Here is a 21,002-nt window from a genome sequence, read left to right as displayed (position 1 = left end):
TGACATAAATCACAGGAAGGGCACAGGTTCTCCAGAGGTCGGGCACAGGACGGCACCGCTCCCTCTCGATTCCCTCACACGCCCCCTCGGCGTAAATCCGGCGAAGAGTCACCAGCTCGGCGATCCGTACCTCGCGACCGCCCGGGCAGGGCCCGCCGATCACCCCACGTTGCCCCTGTATGTGCCGCTTGCCTTCACCGGTGCTTCGCTTGGGCCTTCCCGCCCGTCGACGCGGTCCGGCCCGAGTCCCCGGTGTCCCGCATCCGGCTACCGGAGGCCAAACGGCGACCTTTTCGCGGCAGGGGCAAAAGAATGTCTGAAAAGAGCAGCGTCACAATGAGATCAACCTGGTAATGCGGCTGGCGCCTTCCGTTCGCCGCTTTCCCACTAAATTCCTTCATGCCCCCCAAGACAGGGCATCGCGGCACCGGAAGGATCGGAGGGAATCGGCGGACAGGGAAGACCGCACGCGCCGGTTTCGAGTCTCGGAGAAGAGCGGGCCGGCACCGGGCCCACGGTCGAAGGGACCCTGTCCTCCTGCGGGCGCCGCCTCCGGCACCGGCCGCGTATGCTCACCGGGCGTAGCAGACACCCCGGAAGCGAGAACGAAGTGAACTACAGGGTCCAGCCCAGCGCCCAGGTCGACGAGAGCGCCGAGATAGGCGCCGGCAGCAGTGTCTGGGACCTCGCTCAGATCCGCGAGGGTGCCAGGCTCGGCGAGGGCTGTGTGATCGGTCGCGGCGCCTACGTCGGTTCGGGCGTGCGCATGGGCGACAACTGCAAGCTGCAGAACTACGCGCTCGTGTACGAGCCGGCCGAGCTGGGCGACGGTGTCTTCATCGGCCCCGCCGTCGTCCTCACCAACGACCACAACCCGCGTTCCGTCGACCCCGAGGGCAAGCAGAAGCGCGGCGGCGACTGGGAGGCCGTCGGGGTGCGGATCGCCGACGGGGCGTCCATCGGCGCCCGGTCCGTGTGTGTGGCTCCCGTCAGCATCGGACGCTGGGCGATGGTCGCCGCGGGCGCCGTGGTCACCAAGGACGTGCCGGACTTCGCCCTGGTGGTCGGCGTGCCCGCCCGGCAGGTCGGCTGGGTCGGCCGGGCGGGGGTCCGGCTCGTCGAACGGGCCGGGGAGAACGGTGTCTGGGAGTGCCCGCAGTCCGGCGCTCTGTACGACGAAAAGGACGGCGTCCTCGTCGAACGGGCCGTCTGACACCTCCCGGCGGACACCAAGGGGGTCGGTGGCGTACCGGGTACGCCACCGACCCCCTTGGTGTCCGGTCCGTCAGCCCTCGCCGTCCAGCAGCAACCGATCGAACTCCGGACCGACCACGGACCAGTCCCACATCGCCAGCGCATGCTTGGCGGCGGGTTCCGTGGCGGCGCGCCAGCTCTCCTCGGACTGCGTCAGCGCGAGGATCCGCTCCGCGGCCTCTTCCGGCGTCCCGACGACCCAGTCCGCCGGGAAGAGGGTCCGAGGACCGCTCTCCAACGAGGCGAAGAACGGCCAGTCGCGGACCACGGGGAGCGCGCCGCTGACCGCGCCCTCGACCAGGCCGCAGTGGAAGCTCTCGCGCACCGAGCTGCTGAGGATGACTCCGACCTCGGTGAGCGCCGCCGGCACGTCGTCCGTTTGCCCCACGAGGTGCACGGCGTCGGCTGCCTCGAGGTCAGCCAGGTCCGAACGGAGCAGGTCGTCGTACGCGCGGACCGCGGCGCTCGCCTTGCGGTTGAGGCCTTCGCCGATGATCACCAGGCGGTAGCGCTCGTCCTTCTCGCGCAGCAGCCGCAATACCCGCAGCGTCCAGCGCGGGTCCTTGGCCACCGCGCTGATGCCGACCATGCCGAGGACGAAACGGGCGTCGGCACTGCTCTTCTCCCGCTGGAAGGGGACCAGGTCCATGGCATTGGCCACCACGTGGGTCGCGGCGGTGTCCGGACGCGCCAGCTGGGGCAGCACCTTCTCGGTCAGCTCACGCAGATGGTCGCTGACCAGGATCAGGTCGTCCACCCGGGTGAAGTCCACGACGTGCGGCCACCAGGCGAACACCTCGTAGCTGTGCAGGCGCACGATGACGCGTGCGGTGCCGGGGTCGACGGCGGTGAAGATGCCGGCCGCGTTGGTGCACCAGTCGATGAAGACGGTGTCGGCCCAGTCGAGGTGGGGCCGCAGTGCCTCCTCGAGCTGGGCGCGGAACTCCGGTCGGCCCCCCAGCGCGTGCTCCTTGATCCGCTTGAGGCCCTTGGCGAGCGGACGGATCGTTTCGTCCTCGTTGACGTCGAGGTAGCGGATCTCGACGTCGGGGTGGTTCTCGTAGCGCTCCCGGATGGCCTTCAGGAAGCTGGCGTTCGCGTACGTCGTGACCAGCAGCCGCAGCGGGCGGCCGGTCGGTGCCGGAGCGGCCGGCAGGGCCCGCCCGCGCGGTGCGGACAGAGCCTTGAAGGCGGCGCTCCGGCGGAAGACCTCGAGGTACCCCTCCGGGTCGTCGGCCATCGGCGACGAGGTGCCGTCGAAGTGCAGGCCCCGGTTGAAGGCGAGGGAGAAGGCGGTGGACAGGTGGTCGGCCGCCGCAGGGACGTCCTTCTTCCTGAACCGCTGGTCCGCCAGGTTCAGCGCGGCCTCGACGGCCTTGGCGCGGACCACGGGATCATCGTGGCCGCGGGCCAGGTCGGCGCGCGCGGCGTCGGCCAGCAGGGCGGCGCTGAGCTTGCGGTTGGCGATGCGGTCGGCGGCCTGGTTCAGCACGATCGTGGCGCCCGTCCTGCGGCCACCCTTCGCCATGCTCAGGCTCACCCTGCGGGCGAGCTTGGCACGCATGCCGTCCGGCACCTTCGGGGCGACGACCGCGGTCCGCCACGCCTTGGCGCCGATCGAGGTGCGCATCACGGCGGGGGACGAGGCCCGGCGCAGCACGGCACCGGCGCCGTGCCGCACCGAACGCTTCGTGGTACGCAATGTCACCGTCGGGGACGGGACGGTGCGGACGGCGTCGCGCAGCGCGTACTGCACGCGGTACGTGCCGCGTGCCTGGAGCGCGCGGAGCGCGGGAGCGACGCCGAAAACCGCGTCGGCCCGCCGGTTGCGCTCGGCAAGCCGCCAGACGCTGTAGACGGCGTTGGCGTCCAGGGCGACGAGGACTTGTGCCTTTCGTGCACGACCGAGTACCCAGCGGCTGCGTTCCGCGCTCGCCCACGTCCTGCGGGACGGCGGGAGCTTGGCGACGCGCTTGGCGAACGCGTTACCGCGCTCCGCGGCGGCCTCGGTCAGGGAGCACACGTCGGCCGCGTCGAGGACGCCGTCCACCGCCGCACGGTCGAAGTATCCGGCGAGGTGCACCGTGGCTCCCGCGGCCCGCAACTGCTCGACGGCGGCTTTGAGCATGGAGAGCGTCGGCGCCGTGCCGGCGATCAGGAGTACATGGGTCATGCGAGGAGGTCCTTCACCTGTTCTGCGTCCGTTGCGGGGCACGGTGCGGTCCGTCGGCCCGGTGGGGGAGATTCGGCGGGCGCCGGACCTCCTCGTCACCGGGCCGACGGACCGGTCGTGGCCGTCCGTCAGACGGCGCTCGAGTACTCGGAGCCCTCCGGCTCCGCCGTCCGGGCCGGTCGCTGCCGGTCCTTCGACGCGGCCGGCGCCTCGGTGCCGGGCAGCAGCCTGTCGTAGATCTCGCCCAGCACCACGGCCTGGGCCTCCCATGTCCACTTCTCCAGCAGACCCGGCGTGTCGTAGGCCTTGCGGTAGCGCTCGGGGTCGGCGAGAACGGCCTTGACGGCGCGGACGTAGTCCTCGACGTCCTGGGCCTTGAAGACCTCGCCCTGGCCGGTCTTCCTGACCATCTCGGCCATGGTGCGGATGTCGCTGACCACCAGCGGGAGCCTGGCCTGGGAGTACTCGAAGAACTTGTTGCTCAGGGCCAGCTCGTGGTTGGGCAGGTGGTGCAGCGGGCTGACCGCCGCGTCCGCCGTGGCCAGGAACTCGGGCACCTGCCAGTGCGGCACGAAGGGCAGGAGGTGGACGCGGTCGCCCACACCCAGCTCATCTACCAGCTCCATGACCTTGTTCGTGGCGGGGAACGGCTTGCGCCCGGGCGGCAGGGAGACCAGAGCGACGTGCACGTCGGGCAGGTGCACCAGGCCCTCGATCATGGTCTCGACGCCCCGCACCGGGTTGATGCCGCCGCAGTAGGCCAGCAGCGGGGTGTCCCGGTCGATCCCGCACAGCTCGCGCAGGTCGGGGACCGGTTCGACGTCGGCCACCTCGTCCGGTGCCGGACGGATCACCGGAGCGTTGAGGACGACGTACGGCGTCTCCTTGAGCTTGTGGCCCTTGACCAGCAGGTCGGCGAGCGAGGGGGACACGGTGATCACCGCGTCGGCGAACACTGCGTGCTCCTTCTCCCAGGCGACATGCCCCGGGAGCCAGCGCTCGTGGTGGGAGTGCAGGCCGGGCACGAATTCGTGCGCGTCCCAGACCAGCTTCACGGGGTGCCCGGCGCCGCGGAGCCGGACGGCGGCACGGGCGCCGACTCCCAGCATGCGGAAGTCGTGCGCGTGGATCAGGTCGGGCTTGAGCTCGTCGATGTGCTTGGCGAAGGCCAGCTCGAAGTCCCACAGGTAGGGCAGCAGTCGCCTCCAGGCGCGCTCCCCCATGGACATCTGCCAGAACTTGATGAGCGCCTTGTCGAAGGGGCTGTCGAACTTCTCCCGCTTCCGCTTCGCCCGGTGCGTCGCCCGCGAGCGCAACCCCACCCACTTGCCCGTGACCTTCGCCGCGGCCTTCGGGACGACCAGCCGCGCGGCCGAACCGCCGGCACTCGGCCGGCCGGGCCCGTCGGCCTTGGCAGCGGTCGCCCGGAACCGGAGGTCGGCGCGCCAGGCCTTCACCTGCTGCTTGCGGTACGAGGCTATCCGCGTGCTGCGGTAGGCGAGCGGGCTGCGGGGACGCAACCCCTTCATGTCCTGTTTGCGCGGGGAGAGCGGACTCGGTTTCGGCACCAGCCGGACCTCGGCGTCGCCGATGGTCCAGCTCTGGACCTCTCGGGTGTTCGATATGCCGAAGAGAATGACGTCCCATCCCGCTTCAGCGGCAGACCGGGCGGACTTCTGGACGCGGGAGTCATTCTTGACGCCGTTGTCCACGAGCATCACGATTCGGCCTCGGGTTCCCTTGGGCCGGCGCTGCCCGTCAGCGCTGTCGAGCTCCATAAATACGTGTGCCTTTCGTGATCTGAAGCTTCTGGCACGTTGCAGGAGCCCGCACGAAGGATCGAGCTCACACACCAGTTCCGTTCAAAGCGGGCGTCTCGTGCACGCAGTTGCACCCAGACGGCACGGCCACATAACCCGGCCCGCATCAAAGCATACCGGCAGCGCACGTCCCTCCTGTGGTCCGGCCCGGTAGAGCGGCACCGCACTGTCAATCATCGACACGCTCGTATGATCAGGGTTCGGTCGTCAGTCGCCTATTTCGGCAGGAGCAGTACACGTGAAGGTCATCAGTGTCGTGGGCGCGCGTCCCCAACTGGTCAAACTCGCCCCCATCGCGGCCGCTTTCGCCGAGACCCCGCACCAGCACGTCATCGTGCACACCGGCCAGCACTACGACGCGGATCTCTCCGACGTCTTCTTCTCCGGTCTCGGTATCCCGGACCCCGACGTCCACCTCGGTGTCGGCTCCGGCAGCCACGGCGCGCAGACCGGCGCGGTGCTCACCGCCATGGACGAGGTACTCGAAGCCGAGAAGCCCGACTGGGTGCTGGTGTACGGAGACACGAACTCCACCGTGGCCGGCGCTCTTTCGGCGGTGAAGCTGCACTACCGCGTCGCCCACCTCGAGGCCGGTCTGCGTTCCTTCAACCGGCGCATGCCCGAGGAGCACAACCGTGTCCTCACCGACCATGCCGCGGACCTGCTGCTCGCCCCGACCGAGGAGGCCATGCGCCATCTCGCGAACGAGGGCCTGGCCCAGCGCTCCACGCTCGTCGGAGACGTCATGGTGGACGTCTGCCTGCGCATCCGCGACGCCGTGCTGGCCGGTGAGCACCCGCGTCCGCAGCTGCCCGAGGGCATCGACGCTGACGCTCCCTATCTGGTGGCGACGCTGCACCGGCCCGACAACACCGACGACCCCGAGCGCCTGGCCGCCATCATCGGTTCGCTGGCCGCGCTCCCCGTCCCGGTGGCCCTGCTCGCCCACCCGCGGCTGGTGGCCCGTGCCGAGGAGCAGGGTCTGAAGCTGGACCAGGGCGCGGTGCGCGTCGGCCGTCCGCTTCCCTACGCCGGTCTGGTGGGCGCTGTCCTCGGCTCCGCCGGCGTCGTCACCGACTCGGGCGGTCTGCAGAAGGAGGCGTTCCTGCTGGGCCGCGCGTGCACCACGATCCGTCCGGAGACCGAGTGGGTCGAGACCCTCGAGGGCGGTTGGAACGTGCTCGTGCCCGACCCGCACGAGACGCCCGACTTCCCGGACCTGGCCACACGCCCCGCTCCCGACACCGAGCGCGGCACGCCGTACGGTGACGGGAACGCCGCGGTGCGGGCCGTGCAGGCAATCGTCGAGGGCTGACCCCGCCGTCCCTCCCGTCACCGTTCAACAGTCTCTCGGAGCACTCCCTTGCGAAACGTGATCAAGCGCCTCAGCCCGTCGGCTCCGGGTGCGGTCCCCTCCGGCGTCCGTACGACGGGGCCGCGGCCCGACGGAGTCCGGCCGCACATGATCTACCTCGCCATCGGCTTCCCGCCGGCGGCGAAGAGTTGTGCGTACCGGATGCGCGAGACGGCGAACAAGTTCGTCGAACTCGGCTGGGACGTCACCGTGCTCACCATCGCGGAGGAGTCGTGGGAGCGGGAGTACGGCCTGGACCACACCCTCTCCGACCCGGTGGACCCGCGCGTGCGGATCGTCGAGCTGCCCCTGGCCCGTGAGGATCTGGAAACCGACATCCGGCTGTTCACCGAGGACCGGGCGCTGAACCCGATCCGCTGGATGCAGCGGGAGCGCGATCGGCACCTGGAGCACTTCCCCGAGCCGGTGTTCGGCGGCTGGCGTGCGGCCCTGGAGCAGGGTGTCCTCGACATCCACCGCGAGTTCCCTGCCGACATGCTGCTGGCGAGCTGCGCCCCGTACGTCAATCTGGCCGCCGCCCGGAAGCTGTGGGACACGCACAAGGTCCCGTACGCGATCGACTTCCGGGACGGCTGGTCCATCGACGTCATCGGGGGCGGGGAGGCGTTCACCCGGGACTCCGAGGCCGGCCGGTGGGAGGAGCGTGTCCTGTCGGACGCGACCGCGATCTGGTGCGTCAACGACCCGATCGCGGACTTCTACCGGGAGCGCTACCCGGAGCTCGCCGAGCGGGTCCACGTCGTGCGCAACGGTTTCGACCCGGACAGCGTTCCGGAGGTCCACGGTGCGCCGGACCCGGAGCAGGGGCTGACCTTCGGCTACCTGGGTTCGGTGAACTTCAAGCCCGCCTTCCTGGCCACCGTGCTGGACGGCTGGCGCGCCGCGCGGGAGCGCGACCCGCTCGTGGCCCGCTCCCGGTTCGAGATCCGCGGGCACATCGGCGCGGGCGCCAGCCGCGAGGCCAACGCCCACATGACGCTGATCCGACAGGCCGAGTCCGAGGGGGTACTCTTCGGCGGCCCGGTGGCCAAGGCCGAGGTCGCGGCGACCTACGGCCGCTGGGACGCCCTCGTGCTCATGCTCGTCGGCGGCCGGTTCGTCACCTCGGGCAAGGTGTACGAGTTCATGGCCTCCGGGCTGCCGGTGGTCTCCTGTCACGAAGTGGACCACGACGCCTCCCACGTACTGGCGGGGCACCCGCTGTGGACCGGCGCCGTCGGTCTGGACGCGGAGGGCATCGCGGACTCGTTCGTGCGGGCCGCCCGGATGGCGGTGGAGGCCACCCCGGAGCAGCGGGCCGAGGCCCGTGCCCATGCCAACAGGTTCACCCGGGGCCTGCTGATGGCTCCGGCGGCCCGGCAGCTCTCCGAGGCGGTCCGGCCGGCGGTCCCGGGGAAGAGCCCCAGCGCATGAAGCACATACGACGGGGGATCCGCGCGGTGACCCGCGGGGGGCTGCACCCGAGGGTCCTGCGCACCGGGGCGGGTGCCCGTGCGTGGCGGCTGATGGTGACCGCGCCCGGGCTGTCCGACCCTCTGCGATACCGACTCGCCCACCGGGTGGGCGGAGGGCTCGACCAGGTCAACCGGCCCGAGGGGGCGGTGCGGACCCTCAGCTCCGCCGCCCGCCGTACGACCGACAGCCGTCGCCGGGCCGACCTGCTCAGTGAGGCCGCCCGCGTCGAACTGGCCCGCGGCCGGGCCCCCCGCGCCCTGACCGCCGCCGTCTGTGCCGAACTCGCCTGGGCCGACGCCCAGTGGGCCGCCGGCGACGCGGAAGCAGCCGCCACCTCCGCGGTCACGGCGCTCCAACTCGCCTTCCACCGGGTGCTGCACCTGGACAGGACCACCTCACCGCTCGCCGACGCCCCCGAGACGTACACGGCGCCGCTGCGTGCCAGCACGGTCGTCCAGGCACTGACGGAGCCGGCCGGCCGGACCGCTCTGCCCGTCTCCCCCACCGGGCGACGGCTGCGCCTGCTGTTCGTCACACGCGGCAATGCGAACTTCCTCCACCGGATCCGCGGTCACTACGAGGACCATCCCGATGTCGAGGTGCGCTTCCTGGACGTGAAGGAGGTGCCGGAGCTCGACGGGCTGGCCACCTCTCTCCCCCGGATCGCGGCTCACCGGCTGGGCGCCGACCCGGAGTTCGGCCGGCGGGCCGAGGAACTCCTGCGTCCCCACCTGGACTGGGCGGACACCCTTTTCGTCGACTGGTGCGTCGGCCCCGCCGCACTGTTCACCTGCGTGGACCCGGGCAGCACCCGCATCGTCGTACGCCTGCACAGCGCCGAGACCTTCAGCCCTTGGCCGTTCCTGGTCGACTTCTCCCGTGTCGACGACCTGGTGTTCGTCGGCGCGCATCTGCGGGACCTGACGGTGGCCACGGTGCCCCATCTCGCGTCCGCGGCCCGGCCTCGGCTGCATGTCGTCGCCAACGCCATGGATCTGGCGGGCCATGTCCGTCCCAAGACGGACGACGCCCGGTTCACCCTCGGTCTGACGGGCATCTCGTCCGTGGCCAAGGACCCCCGGTGGGCCATCGAGGTGCTGCGTATCCTGCGCGGCCGGGACTCCCGTTACCGGCTCCTCCTGCTCGGCGAGGACGTGAACGCCCGGCTCAGCCCCGCGTCCCGCGCCTACGCCCGGCGCTACCGCCGTGAGGTGGCCGAGCTCGAACCCTCCGGTGCTCTGCGCAGGCTCGGCCAGCAGGACGACGTACCGGCCGCGCTGACCGGGATCGGCGTCATCCTCAGCTCCTCGGTGCGAGAGAGCTTCCACTGCGGATTCGTCGAGGGCGCCGCGAGCGGGGCCGTGCCCGTCGGCCGTGACTGGCCCTTCTTCGCAGGCCGGGCCAACAGTGCCCGCACCCTGTTCCCCGCCGACTGGGTCGTCGCCTCGGCCCAGGAGGCCGCCGACCGGATCCTCGAGGTCACCGCCACCCCCGAGAGTTGGCGGCAGGCGGGCCGGGCCGCGTCCACGGTCGCGCTGGAGTCCTGGGACTGGCCGGTCGTGCGTGAGCAATTGGACTGCCTTCTGCTTCCCGAACACTGAAGGAATTCTCCGTGACCTCGATACCGGCGCCCGGTCGCGACCGGCTGCCCTCGCTGACCGGGCTCCGCTTCTGGGCGGCACTGCTCGTGGTGCTGTACCACCTCTCCCGGCAGGTCGGTACCGTGCCGGGAGTCAGCGAGGCGGTCTGGTACGGCCGCAGCGGCGTGACCTTCTTCTTCGTCCTGTCGGGTGTCGTGCTCGCCTGGACCTACGACGGCGCGCGCGTGCCCACCACGGTCTTCCTGTGGCGTCGCTTCGCCCGTATCTGGCCGCTGCTGGCCGTCAGCACTGCCCTCTCGGTCGCCGTGTGGGCCGTCATGGACCGGGCGGTGTCGCTCAAGGCGGTAGCCGCGACGCTGCTGCTGGTGCACGCCTGGTTCCCCGATCCGGTGATGTTCACCGGCGGCAACCCGGCGGCCTGGTCGCTCACCGACGAGGCCTTCTTCTATCTGTGCTTCCCCGCCCTGCTCGCACTGCTCGCGGCCCGGAAGCCCCGGGTGTGGGCATGGACCGCACTCGCCGTCACCTGCGCCGCCCTGGTGCTGTGGCCCGCGCTGTCCGGTCTGCCGCCCACCACTCGCAGCTGGGCCATGGACTACCTGCCGCTGACCCGGTTCCTGCAGTTCGTGCTGGGAGTGGTGGCGGGTCTGGCCCTCAAGCGCGGCTGGCGTCCCCCCGTGTCCCTGCCGGTCGCCGCCGGACTCGTCGTCGTCTGGCACATGGTTCTGATTCCCTGGCACCACGCGGTCCCGGACGCTCTCTGGTACAGCCCTTACACGGCCTCCCAGTGGCTGTCCGCGCCCCTCTTCGCCGCCCTGATCAGTGCGGCGGCCCGCCGCGACCTCGACGGTCGGCGCACGGGCCTCGGCGGGCCGTGGATGATCCGGCTGGGCCACTGGTCGTTCGCCTGGTACCTCATCCACGAGATCGTGATCCGTGCCGCCCTCTTCCACTGGGGCCGCCCCGCCCCCGGCGGCGAGACCCTCGTCTTCTGGGCCGGCATCCTGCTGGCCAGCCTCGCCGCCGCAGGGGCCGCCTACCAGTACGTGGAGCATCCCGCCGAGCGCCGGCTGCGCCGCCTGGGCCCGTCGGTCCAACGCCCCCGCCAACCCGACTCCTCTCCGATGCTCGACGCCCGTTGACCCCGCTCTTCGTGAACGGATCCGGCCCCGCCCCCTCGCGAGCGAGGGGCGGGGCCGGATCCGTTGTTCGTCACACGGGCGGTCAGCCGCCGATGACCACCCTGCGGACGCCCTTCCAGGCCTCCGGGTCCGTGGTGCGGCGGCCGTCGACGAGGACCGTGACGTCCGGCAGGTCCGCCGGGGTCAGGGTGCGGTACTCGGCGTGGTCGGCCTGGAGGATCGCGGCGGTGACCTTCTCGCCGGCGTGCGGGGTGAGGCCGTGCGCCGTCAGCTCCTCGGCGGTGTACATCGGGTCGGAGACGTACGGCACCGCGCCGCGCGCCCTGAGCGCCTCGACGGTCGGGAAGACACCGGAGAACGCGGTCTCCTTGACGCCACCGCGGTAGGCCGCGCCCAGCACCAGCACCTTGACGCCGGTCAGGTCGCCGTAGGCGGCGGCGAGCAGGTCGACGGCGTACTCGGGCATCGCGGCGTTCGCCTCGCGGGCGGAGCGCACCACGGTCGCGGCCGGGTCGTTCCACAGGTACATCCGCGGGTAGATCGGGATGCAGTGACCGCCGACGGCGATGCCCGGCTGGTGGATGTGGCTGTAGGGCTGCGAGTTGCAGGCCTCGATGACCTTCTTGACGTCGATGCCGTTGCTGTCGGCGAACCGCGCGAACTGGTTGGCCAGCCCGATGTTGACGTCGCGGTAGGTGGTCTCGGCGAGCTTGGCGAGCTCGGAGGCCTCCGCCGTGCCCAGGTCCCAGACGCCGTTGGGCCGGGGCAGGTCCTCGCGGGCGTCGAAGTCCAGGACCGCCTCGTAGAACGCGACACCGCGCGCCGCCGAGGCCTCGTCGATGCCGCCGACCAGCTTGGGGTAGCGGCGCAGGTCGGCGAAGACCCGGCCGGTGAGGACCCGCTCGGGCGAGAAGACCAGGTGGAAGTCCTCGCCCGCGGTCAGGCCCGAGCCCTCGGCGAGCATCGGGGCCCAGCGGGTGCGGGTGGTGCCGACCGGCAGCGTGGTCTCGTAGGAGACGAGCGTGCCCGGCTTGAGGCCCTGGGCGATCGCCTTGGTCGCGGCGTCCATCCAGCCGAAGTCCGGTACGCCCTCGGCGTCGACGAACAGCGGGACGACCACGACGACGGCCTCGGACTCGGCCACGGCGGCGGCCGTGTCCGTCGTCGCGCTCAGCAGGCCCTCGTCGACGGCCTTCTTCAGCTTGACGTCCAGGTCGTGCTCGCCGGGGAAGGGCTCGACACCGGCGTTGACCAGCTCGACGACCTTCTCGTTGACGTCGGCGCCGATGACGCGGTGGCCCTTGGACGCGAACTGCACGGCGAGCGGAAGCCCGATCTTGCCGAGCGCTACTACACAGATGTTCATGGTTCGGTCGTTACTTCCTCTTGAGACCGCGGACGAGTGTGGTCTTCACCCGGGAGGCCAGGGACTTCTTCGGCGGGTACATCTGGGCCGTGGAAACCACCACGCGGCCCTTGTCGTTGACGACGGCGGAGGCGCGGTAGGGGTCGTCGTGGCTGCCCCAGCGGCGGGACAGCGGCATGGGCTTGTCCGTGCCGCGCACGGGGATCTCGTACGTCGTCCCGGCGACCTCCAGGTACACCCGGGCCCCGAGCTTGGCGTCGCACCGCTCCAGCGGGATGCGGGCGTGCAGCACCGTGGCGGCGCCGTCCCCGGCGGGTTCGGTGGTCATGTGGCCCACGACCGCAGGCGGGGAGTGGTCCGCGGGCAGCTTCCTCGCCCCGGCCTTGTCGGCCGACTTGGGCATGGCCCCGCGGACCAGCCGCAGGACGGCGCCGGCCGGGTCGCCGACGACGGGCACTCTGATCGACGCCGTGTACGTGATCCGCTCGCCCTCCTGCTCCCAGGCGGAGGCGAGCAGTTCGGTGCCCTGGGCGAGCCGGCCGGGGACCGCCTCCCCGACGAGTTCGTAGCACCGGTCGGGCAGGCCGATCAGGGTGTCGCGGAAGCCCGGGTAGCGGGCGTAGGCGCGGTCGCCCTCCACGACGAAGGGCGGCGCCCCGTGCAGCTTCTCGGCGGTGATCGCCTCGCACAGCGCGTCGATCGCCCCGGCCCGGGCCAGGCAGATGCGCACCCGGCGCTTGACGTCCATGGCGTCGCGGATGCCGTCGGTGAAATAGGTGTCGGCGAGCCGGGCGATGCCCGCGCAGAGGTCGCGCTGGAGGTCGCGGTCCAGGGCGGGGAAGTCGTCCTGGACGAGCTTGGCCAGCTCCCAGGTGAAGTGGCGGCGCAGCACGGCGTCGCGCTCCGGGCCGGGCTCCAGCAGCCCGGCGGTGAAGTCCATGATCTCCGCCGTGCACCGCAGCCGGGCCAGGTGGTCGGCCCGGTAGGTGATGTTGCTGGCGTCGCCCCGCTTCACCGCGTAGTAGCAGACGTAGTCGGCCACCACGGAGATCTTCCGCGCGCGCACGCACGCCTCGATGGTGAACGGCTGGTCGCTGCCCACGGGCAGGTGCTCGGGGAAGCGCAGCTTGTGCCGCTCGACCAGCTCGCGCCGGAACAGCTTGGTGTTGGCGAGGGTGAAGGGCAGGGCGGAGTCGGTGAGACGGATGTCCGGGTCGCTCTTCTTGTACAGCGCCTGGTGGACGTACCGCCCGTTGGTGCCGACCATCTTGCCGACGACGACGTCCGAACCGTGCTCGTCGGCGCAGGCCACCATGCGCTCCAGGGCTTCCTCGCCGAGGTAGTCGTCGGAGCCGATGAAGTAGACGTACCGGCCGGTGGCGACGTCCAGTGCCCGGTTGCTGGGGGCCGCCGGGCCGCCGGAGTTCTCCTGGCGGATCACCTTGACGGTGCCCGGGTAGCGCTCGGCGAAGCGGTCCAGCTCGGCTCCGCTGTCGTCGGTGGACCCGTCGTCGACGGCGACGATCTCCAGCCGCTGCCGCCCGATGCTCTGCCCGATCAGGGAGTTCAGGCACTCCGTCAGGTAGGGCATCGTGTTGTAGACGGCGACGACGACGCTGACGTCCGGGGCGGTTCGCACCCGGTCCTCAGCCGCCATGACCGGCCAGGTCCTGCGGCAGCAGGGAGACACTGCGTTCGTCCGCCGCCGACTCCAGTACCGCCGCCGCCACCTCGACGGTCCGCAGTCCCTGGCGCAGGGTGCAGATGTCGGCGGGCCGGCCGAGGACCGCGTCGCGGAACAGCTCGTGCTCGACGAGGAGCGGCTCGCGCTTGGGGATGGCGTAGCGGATCATGTCGCCCTCGGCGACTCCGCGGAAGGCCTGGAGGGCCTCCCACTCGGTGGCCACCGCCGAGTTGGAGTGGAAGGTCAGGTCGGCGGTGAGGGTGTCGGCGATGAAGCAGCCGCGCTCGCCGGTGACCGAGGTGAAGCGCTCCTTGAGCGGGCTCAGCCAGTTGACCAGGTGGTTGACCATCGTGCCGTCGTCGAGGCGGCCGACCGCGGAGACCATGTCCTCGTGCGGACGCCCGCTCTTGGAGACGGTGTGCGCGGCGATGGAGGTGTACGAGCGGCCCGTCACCCAGCCGGTGAGGTCGATGTCGTGGGTGGCCAGGTCCTTGACCACGCCGACGTCGGCTATCCGGTGCGGGAAGGGGCCCTGGCGCCGGGTGACGACCTGGTACACGTCGCCGAGTTCGCCCGCCTCGAGCCGCGCCCGCAGGGACAGCAGCGCGGGGTTGCACCGCTCGATGTGCCCGACGCCGGCGACCAGGCCGTTCGACTCGAAGGCCTCCACCAGTCGGCGCGCCCCGTCGACCGTGTCGGCGAGCGGCTTCTCGATCAGCGCGCAGACGCCGGCCGCGGCGAGCTGGAGGCCGACCTCCTCGTGCAGCGCGGTGGGGCAGGCGACCACGGTGTAGTCGACGCCCAGGTCGAGGAGTTCCTCGACGGTGGCCAGGACGGGCGCGCCCTGTGCGGCACCGTGCTTGTCCCCCATCGGGTCGACGACGCCGACGAAGTCGACGCCCTCCAGGCCGGAGAGGATGCGGGCGTGGTGGCGCCCCATGGAGCCCAGGCCGACGAGTCCGGCCCGCAGCCGCTTTCCGGTGCTCACTTCTGCTCCCCCAGCGCGTTCACGGCGGTCACGATGCGCTCGAGGTCCTGCTCCGACAGGCCCGGGTGCACGGGCAGCGAGACGACCTCGGCCGCCGCGCGCTCCGTCTCGGGCAGGTCCCAGACCCGGCCGGCCTTCTGGTCCGGCTCCCAGTACGGCTTGAGGCGGTGGATGGGGGTCGGGTAGTAGACCGCGTTGCCGACGCCGGCCTCGGTGAGGCGGGCCATGGCGGCGTCGCGGTCGCCCCGGACGCGCACGGTGTACTGGTGGTAGACGTGCCGGGCGCCGTCGGCGACCTTCGGCGTGACCACGTTCGGCGCGGTGATGCGCTCGGTGAGGTACGCGGCGTTGGCGATGCGCCGCTCGGTCCAGCCGGGGAGCTTGGTGCGCTGGACCCGGCCGATCGCGGCGGCCACGTCCGTCATGCGCATGTTGGCGCCGACGATCTCGTTGGCGTACCGCTGCTCCATGCCCTGGTTGCGCAGCAGGCGCAGCACGCGGGCCACTTCGGCGTCGCCGGTGCTGACCATGCCGCCCTCGAGGCTGTGCATGTTCTTGGTCGGGTAGAAGCTGAACGTTCCGGCGCTGCCGAATGATCCGACGGGGGTGCCGTGCAGCGCCGCCGCGTGGGCCTGGCAGGCGTCCTCAACGACGGCCAGACCGTGCCGGCCGGCGATGTCCATGATCCGGTCCATCGCGGCCGGGTGCCCGTACAGGTGGACCGGCATGACCGCGGCGGTGCGCGGGGTGAGGGCCGCCTCGACGGCCGCCGGGTCCAGGCAGAAGCTGTCGGCCTCGATGTCGGCGAACACGACGTCGGCACCGACCAGCCGTACGGCGTTGGCGGAGGCGGCGAAGGAGAACGACGGCACGATGACCTCGTCGCCCGGGCCGATGCCCAGGGCGAGCAGGGCGAGGTGCAGCGCGGAGGTGCCGGAGTTGACGGCGACGCAGTGCCGCCCGCCGACCAGCTCGGCGAACTCCTCCTCGAAGGCGGCCACCTCCGGGCCCTGTACGACCCGGCCGCTGCGCAGCACGCGTACCGCGGCCTCGATCTCCTCCTCGCCGATGACGGGCCTGGCGGCCGGTATCAACTCATGGGCGTCGGTCATCGACGCTCCCCCTCCTCGTTCGGCGCCTCGTGGGCGCCTCGCGATGTGATCGGGAAGGGACGGTCCCGAGCGCGGGCCGTCCGTGTCCGTGCTGTTGGAATTGAACCGATGGCCGTCGGTGGCACCGGTCTCCGTCCGGGCTCCGCCCCCGGGGAGCTTCGACGGAGGGCAGCCGCCCACGCGCGGGTCGCGGTGAGTGGCCGGGTCCAGGCGGCGGAAGAACAGCGGCCGAGACCGCGATTACGTTACCAGCAGATGAGAGGCAAAATTCCTCATAGTTACCACAGAGAAATCTACGTTTGGTCAATGAGCAACCACACGTGACACCGGCCCGGTCTCCGTATGAACGAATGTGATCAACGGTCGGCCGCAGCGCGGGAGGGGCGCGGGGCACCGGTCGTTCTCCGGTCCCCCGCGCCCCTCCCCGCTGAGAACGGTCAGTCCTCGGTCGTGGCCGTCACCGAGGACGGCGGCTGCTCCGCCGCGGCCGCGGTCTTCTTCGACGCCGTCTTCTTCGCGGTCGACTTCTTGGCGGCGGCCGTCTTGGTGGCCGCCGTCTTGGTGGCCGCCGTCTTGGTGGTCGCCGCCTTGGTGGTCGCCGCCTTCTTGGCCGTCGTCGTCTTCTTGGCGGCGGCCGTCTTGGTGCTCGCCGCCTTCTTGGCCGTCGTCGCCTTCTTCGTGGCGGCCTTCTTCGCGGGGGCCTTCTTGGCCGCCGTCTTGCGGGCGGTCTTCTTGGCCGGAGCGGTTTCGGCCGCCTCCTCCGCGGCGCCTTCGGCGCTCTCGCCGGCGGGCTCCCCGGAGGGCGCCTGCTCCTCGGCCGAGGCCGGGGCCGGGGCCGACGGGACGACCACGACCGCCGTGTCCTCGGCCGCGGTGGACGTGCTCGGCTTGCGCACCGCGCGGCGGCGCGGGCGGGCGGGGGCCTCGGGCTCCGCCGGGGCGGCCGCCTCGGCCGGGGCCTCGGCGGGGGTCTCCCCGGCCGCCGGCTCCTCCTGCGCCTGCGCCTTCGCGGACTCCGCGACCGTGACCACCGCGGCCTCCGCCCCTGCCGGGGAACCGGCGGGCGCGGACACCTTGCGGGTGGCCCGGCGGCGCGTACGGCCCTGGGGCGCGGTCTCCTCGGGGACCACGGCGTCCTCGACGGCCGCGGGCTCGGCGAGAGCGCCGGCGGCCGACTCCGGCTGCACCGGACGCGCGGCCTCCTCGGCGGCCGTGACGTCCTGAGCCGTCGGAACCTCCGCCCGCACGGGCTCCTCGGCCCGCGCCGGCTCCTCGGCCCGCTCCCGGTCGGCCCGCGGGGCCTGGTCGGCCTCGGTGACCTGGGCGGTCCGGGCGGCTTCCCGCTTCGGCGCGCCCGCGGGAGCGGACGCCCGCCGGCTCGCGCGGCGGCGCGTGCGTCCACGGGTGGCCGCGGCCTCCGCCTCGGCGGCGCTGCTGTACAGCTCCTCGTCCGGCGTGAACTCGGGCGCCGGAAGGGCGACCGGCTCGGCGGCCTCGGCGGCGACCTCGGCCACCGACTCGGTCTCGGCCTCGGCCTCCTGCTCGGCCGTCCCGGCGCTCGCTGCCTCGTGCTCATGCTCGTGCGGCGTCTCCGCCGCGCCGGCCCGCGCCCGCTTCCTGCGCTTGCCGCCACCGCCGGCGGCGGCCGGCTGGTCCAGGTGCACGATGACACCACGCCCGTTGCAGTGGACGCAGGTCTCCGAGAACGACTCCAGCAGACCCTGGCCCACCCGCTTGCGGGTCATCTGGACCAGGCCCAGCGAGGTCACCTCGGCGACCTGGTGCTTCGTACGGTCCCGGCCCAGGCACTCCAGCAGGCGCCGCAGCACCAGGTCCCGGTTGGACTCCAGCACCATGTCGATGAAGTCGATGACGATGATGCCGCCGAGGTCACGCAGCCGCAGCTGGCGCACGATCTCCTCGGCCGCCTCCAGGTTGTTCCTGGTGACCGTCTCCTCGAGGTTGCCGCCCTGACCGGTGAACTTGCCGGTGTTGACGTCGATGACGACCATCGCCTCGGTCCGGTCGATCACCAGCGAACCGCCGCTGGGCAGCCAGACCTTGCGGTCCAGCGCCTTGGCGAGCTGCTCGTCGATCCGGTACGTGGCGAAGACGTCGACCTCGCTGGTCCACTTGGACAGCCGCCCGGCCAGGTCCGGGGCCACGTGCGCCACGTACCCGTGGATGGTCTCCCAGGCGTCGTCGCCGCTGACGACGACCTTGGAGAAGTCCTCGTTGAAGATGTCCCGCACGACCCGGACGGTCATGTCCGGCTCGCCGTACAGCAGCGTCGGCGCGCTGCCGCCGTTCTTGGACTTCTTCTTGATCTCCTCCCACTGCGCCTGGAGCCGCTCGACGTCACGGCGCAGCTCGTCCTCGCTCGCGCCCTCGGCGGCGGTGCGCACGATGACGCCCGCGTCCTCGGGGACGATCTTCTTGAGGATGGTCTTCAGCCGGGACCGCTCGGTGTCGGGCAGCTTGCGGCTGATGCCGGTCATCGAGCCCTCGGGGACGTACACGAGGTAACGGCCCGGCAGGGAGACCTGGCTGGTGAGGCGGGCGCCCTTGTGCCCGATCGGGTCCTTGGTCACCTGGACCAGGACCGACTGGCCGGACTTCAGCGCGGACTCGATACGGCGCGGGCCGTGGCCCATGCCGAGCGCCTCGAAGTTGACCTCACCGGCGTAGAGCACCGCGTTGCGGCCCTTGCCGATGTCGATGAAGGCGGCCTCCATCGACGGCAGCACGTTCTGCACCTTGCCGAGGTAGACGTTGCCGACGTACGAGGTCGCCTGCTCCTTGTTGACGTAGTGCTCGACGAGCACCCCGTCCTCCAGGACGCCGATCTGCGTACGGTCGCCGTACTGGCGGACCACCATCACGCGCTCGACGGCCTCGCGGCGGGCCAGGAACTCGGCCTCGGTGATGATCGGCACACGGCGGCGGCCCTGCTCGCGGCCCTCGCGGCGGCGCTGCTTCTTCGCCTCCAGACGCGTGGAGCCCTTGATGGACTGCACCTCGTCCGACGGCTCGGCCGCCTTGCGCGGCTCGCGGACCTTGACGACGGTGCGCTCGGGGTCGTCGGTGGTCGACTCGCCCTCGCCCCCGCTGTCACCGGCCCGGCGACGGCGGCGACGACGGCGCCGGCTGCTGCTGGAGCCGTTGGAGGCGTCGTGGTCCTCGCGCTCCTCGGCGTCCTCCTCGGCCTGCTCGGCGGCGTCCTCGGCGTCCTGGGCGGCCTGCTCCGAGGCGACGCGCTCGGTGTCGGCGTCGTCGTCCCCGGACTCGCCGCCGTCGGCGTCGTGCTCGGCGGACTCACCGCGACGGCGGCGACGGCCACCACGGCGCCGGCGGCGGCGCGAACCGGAGGACTCACTGTCGTCCTGGTCGTCGGTGTCGGTGTCCGCATCGGCGTCGATGTCGGTGTCGCTGTCGGCGTGGTCATCGGCCGACTCGTCGGCCTCCTCCGCGTCGTCCTCGGCGCGGGTCGCGGGAGCGGCCTCGGTCTCGTCGCCCGCACCCCGGCGCCGGCGACGGCGGCGGGAGGCGGCGGGCTGCTCCTCCGGGAACTCCTCGGTGTCCTGCTCGGACTCGGCCGGTCCGGCCACCTCTGCCGCCGCTTCGGCGGCGGCCCGCTCCGGGGTCTGGAAGCGGGGCTCGGTGAACACCGGCGGCTGGAACACGGCGACGGCCGGGCGCGCGGGGCGCCGCGGCGAGCCCTCCTCGGTCTCGTCGGTTCCGGCGGTGGCCCGGGCGGTGCGCGCGGGCTCGGCGAACCCGGCGGCGGCCTTGCGGACCACGCGTCGGCGGCGGCGCGGAGCGGCGTCGTCGGCGGGGGCCTCGGCGGCCTGCTCGGACCGGGCGGGAGTCTCCGGCTGCTTCTCGTTCTCGGTCACCGGGGTCTCCTCGGCGGTCGCGGCGACCTGCGCGGGCTCGCCCGCGTCGCCCTCCGCCGTCCCGGCGGTCACGGGTGCCCCGGCGGGCGTGACACGGCGCACGGCGGACGTGCCACGCCGCTTGCCATGGCTGCGGGTGTGGCGGGCGGCGGCGTCCTCGTCGGCCTCGGTGGCCCCGGCGGCCTCGGCGACCGCGGCCGGCTCGACCGTGGCCTGCGCCGGTTCGGCGGTCGCCGCCGGCGTGGCCGCGGTGCGGGTGGCACGGCGGCGGGTACGGCGCGGGGCGGCGTCTTCTGCCTCGGGGGCTTCGGCGGTTCCGGCCGGGGTCTGTGCCGGCTCGGCCTCGTCCGCGGTCCCGGACGCTTCGGCGGTCGCCGCCGGCGTGGTCACGGTGCGCGTGGCACGGCGACGGGTACGGCGCGGGGCGGCGTCCCCGGCGGACTCAGCGGACTCAGCGGCCTCGGCGGACCGGGCGGCGCCGGCGAGCTCGGGAGCCTCAGTGGTCCCGGCGGTCTCAGCGGCCTCAGCGGCCTCGGTGGCATCCGCCGTCTCGGGGGCCGCCGTCGGCGAGGTCACCGTGCGCGTGGCACGGCGACGGGTGCGCCGGGGAGCGGCGTCCTCCGAGGAGTCGGCGGCGGGCTCGGGAGCCGGAGCGGCGGGCTCGGCCGGGGCGGCCGGAGTCGCCGGTACGACGGTCTCCGCGGCCTCCGCCGAGGCGGGTGCCCCGGCGGGCGCGGCCGCACGGCGGACCGCACGGCGGCGACGGGGCGCGGCGGCCCCGGCCTTCTCCTCGGTCGCGGTGCTGTCCGGCTCGTCCACGGGCCGCGCGGGCTCGGGAGCCCCGGGCGCGTCGGCGGACCCTGCGGCCGGTACGGCCGGCGCGGCGGTCTCGGCCGCCGTGTCGGCCGCGGCGACGGGCGGGCCCGCCGGGCGGGACGCGGCACGGCGCCGCCTCGGCGGCAGGGTGTCGCTGGGGGTGTTCGGTTCGGAGCCCTCTGTGGGCTCGATCGGCTCGAGCATGCGGGCGTTTCTCCCGTCAGGCTCCCGGGCGCCGCACCTGGTCCGGCGATGCCGGTGACGTCCGCGGCTCGCGCGGTGCGCGGTTACCGCCGTCCGGGGCGCGGGCGCCGCACGGG

Annotated in this window: 12 protein-coding genes; 5 read left to right on the top strand and 7 right to left on the bottom strand. The window is 72.4% G+C overall.

The genetic code is table 11. The features are described 5' to 3' along the window. Positions 1–610: 610 nt before the first annotated feature. Positions 611–1,213: an acyltransferase gene (locus ACZ434_RS02120; protein WP_468450811.1), complete on the top strand. Its 603-nt coding sequence runs from the start codon at positions 611–613 to the stop codon at positions 1,211–1,213. A gap of 72 nt (positions 1,214–1,285) precedes the next feature. Here ACZ434_RS02120 and ACZ434_RS02115 read toward each other — a convergent pair whose 3' ends face one another. Beyond that, complete coding sequence (locus ACZ434_RS02115) at positions 1,286–3,427, bottom strand: glycosyltransferase (RefSeq protein ID WP_468450809.1); 2,142 nt, start codon at positions 3,425–3,427, stop codon at positions 1,286–1,288. Positions 3,428–3,555: 128 nt separating this feature from the next. Beyond that, positions 3,556–5,145, bottom strand: coding sequence for a glycosyltransferase family 4 protein (locus tag ACZ434_RS02110; protein ID WP_468451773.1), 1,590 nt, complete (start codon positions 5,143–5,145; stop codon positions 3,556–3,558). Positions 5,146–5,485: 340 nt separating this feature from the next. Between ACZ434_RS02110 and wecB the strand changes: the two genes are divergently transcribed. From wecB to ACZ434_RS02090, 4 genes are all read left to right on the top strand, one after another. Then, entirely contained in the window at positions 5,486–6,562 is a 1,077-nt protein-coding gene (wecB, locus tag ACZ434_RS02105) for a non-hydrolyzing UDP-N-acetylglucosamine 2-epimerase (protein WP_468450807.1), read from the top strand. 147 nt (positions 6,563–6,709) lie between these two features. After that, complete coding sequence (locus ACZ434_RS02100; protein WP_468450805.1) at positions 6,710–8,035, top strand: glycosyltransferase; 1,326 nt, start codon at positions 6,710–6,712, stop codon at positions 8,033–8,035. Next, positions 8,032–9,678 carry a glycosyltransferase family protein gene (locus tag ACZ434_RS02095; protein ID WP_468450802.1) on the top strand — a complete coding sequence of 549 codons (1,647 nt, stop codon included), beginning with the start codon at positions 8,032–8,034 and terminating at the stop codon, positions 9,676–9,678. The genes ACZ434_RS02100 and ACZ434_RS02095 overlap by 4 nt, the downstream gene beginning before the upstream one ends. 11 nt (positions 9,679–9,689) lie before the next feature. Continuing rightward, on the top strand, positions 9,690–10,820 hold the full coding sequence (locus tag ACZ434_RS02090) for an acyltransferase family protein (RefSeq protein ID WP_468450800.1): 1,131 nt from the start codon (positions 9,690–9,692) through the stop codon (positions 10,818–10,820). A gap of 82 nt (positions 10,821–10,902) precedes the next feature. On the opposite strand, the gene ACZ434_RS02085 is transcribed toward ACZ434_RS02090, so the two are convergent. The 5 genes from ACZ434_RS02085 to ACZ434_RS02065 all read right to left on the bottom strand — a co-directional run bounded on the left by ACZ434_RS02085 (position 10,903) and on the right by ACZ434_RS02065 (position 20,886). Then, positions 10,903–12,186, bottom strand: a complete 1,284-nt coding sequence (locus ACZ434_RS02085) for a nucleotide sugar dehydrogenase (RefSeq protein WP_468450798.1) — start codon at positions 12,184–12,186, stop codon at positions 10,903–10,905. 10 nt (positions 12,187–12,196) lie between these two features. After that, on the bottom strand, positions 12,197–13,843 hold the full coding sequence (locus ACZ434_RS02080) for a glycosyltransferase family 2 protein (protein WP_468450796.1): 1,647 nt from the start codon (positions 13,841–13,843) through the stop codon (positions 12,197–12,199). Then, positions 13,833–14,858, bottom strand: coding sequence for a Gfo/Idh/MocA family protein (locus ACZ434_RS02075; RefSeq protein ID WP_468450793.1), 1,026 nt, complete (start codon positions 14,856–14,858; stop codon positions 13,833–13,835). Before ACZ434_RS02075 ends, ACZ434_RS02080 begins: the two co-directional genes overlap by 11 nt. After that, complete coding sequence (locus ACZ434_RS02070) at positions 14,855–15,970, bottom strand: DegT/DnrJ/EryC1/StrS family aminotransferase (RefSeq protein WP_468450791.1); 1,116 nt, start codon at positions 15,968–15,970, stop codon at positions 14,855–14,857. The genes ACZ434_RS02075 and ACZ434_RS02070 overlap by 4 nt, the downstream gene beginning before the upstream one ends. 437 nt (positions 15,971–16,407) lie before the next feature. Beyond that, positions 16,408–20,886: an Rne/Rng family ribonuclease gene (locus ACZ434_RS02065; protein WP_468450789.1), complete on the bottom strand. Its 4,479-nt coding sequence runs from the start codon at positions 20,884–20,886 to the stop codon at positions 16,408–16,410. Positions 20,887–21,002: the final 116 nt, after the last annotated feature.

Source organism: Streptomyces sp. NPDC030893 (assembly GCF_055571535.1).
Note: the sequence above shows the minus strand (reverse complement) of the source record. Positions and strands in the feature narration are given on the sequence as shown.

Coding starts and splice junctions, on each gene's coding strand:
- ACZ434_RS02115 (WP_468450809.1), bottom strand. CDS start 3,427: ATGACCCATGTACTCCTGATCGCCGGCACGGCGCCGACGCTCTCCATG.
- ACZ434_RS02110 (WP_468451773.1), bottom strand. CDS start 5,145: ATGCTCGTGGACAACGGCGTCAAGAATGACTCCCGCGTCCAGAAGTCC.
- ACZ434_RS02100 (WP_468450805.1), top strand. CDS start 6,710: ATGATCTACCTCGCCATCGGCTTCCCGCCGGCGGCGAAGAGTTGTGCG.
- ACZ434_RS02095 (WP_468450802.1), top strand. CDS start 8,032: ATGAAGCACATACGACGGGGGATCCGCGCGGTGACCCGCGGGGGGCTG.
- ACZ434_RS02085 (WP_468450798.1), bottom strand. CDS start 12,186: ATGAACATCTGTGTAGTAGCGCTCGGCAAGATCGGGCTTCCGCTCGCC.
- ACZ434_RS02080 (WP_468450796.1), bottom strand. CDS start 13,843: ATGGCGGCTGAGGACCGGGTGCGAACCGCCCCGGACGTCAGCGTCGTC.
- ACZ434_RS02070 (WP_468450791.1), bottom strand. CDS start 15,970: ATGACCGACGCCCATGAGTTGATACCGGCCGCCAGGCCCGTCATCGGC.
- ACZ434_RS02065 (WP_468450789.1), bottom strand. CDS start 20,886: ATGCTCGAGCCGATCGAGCCCACAGAGGGCTCCGAACCGAACACCCCC.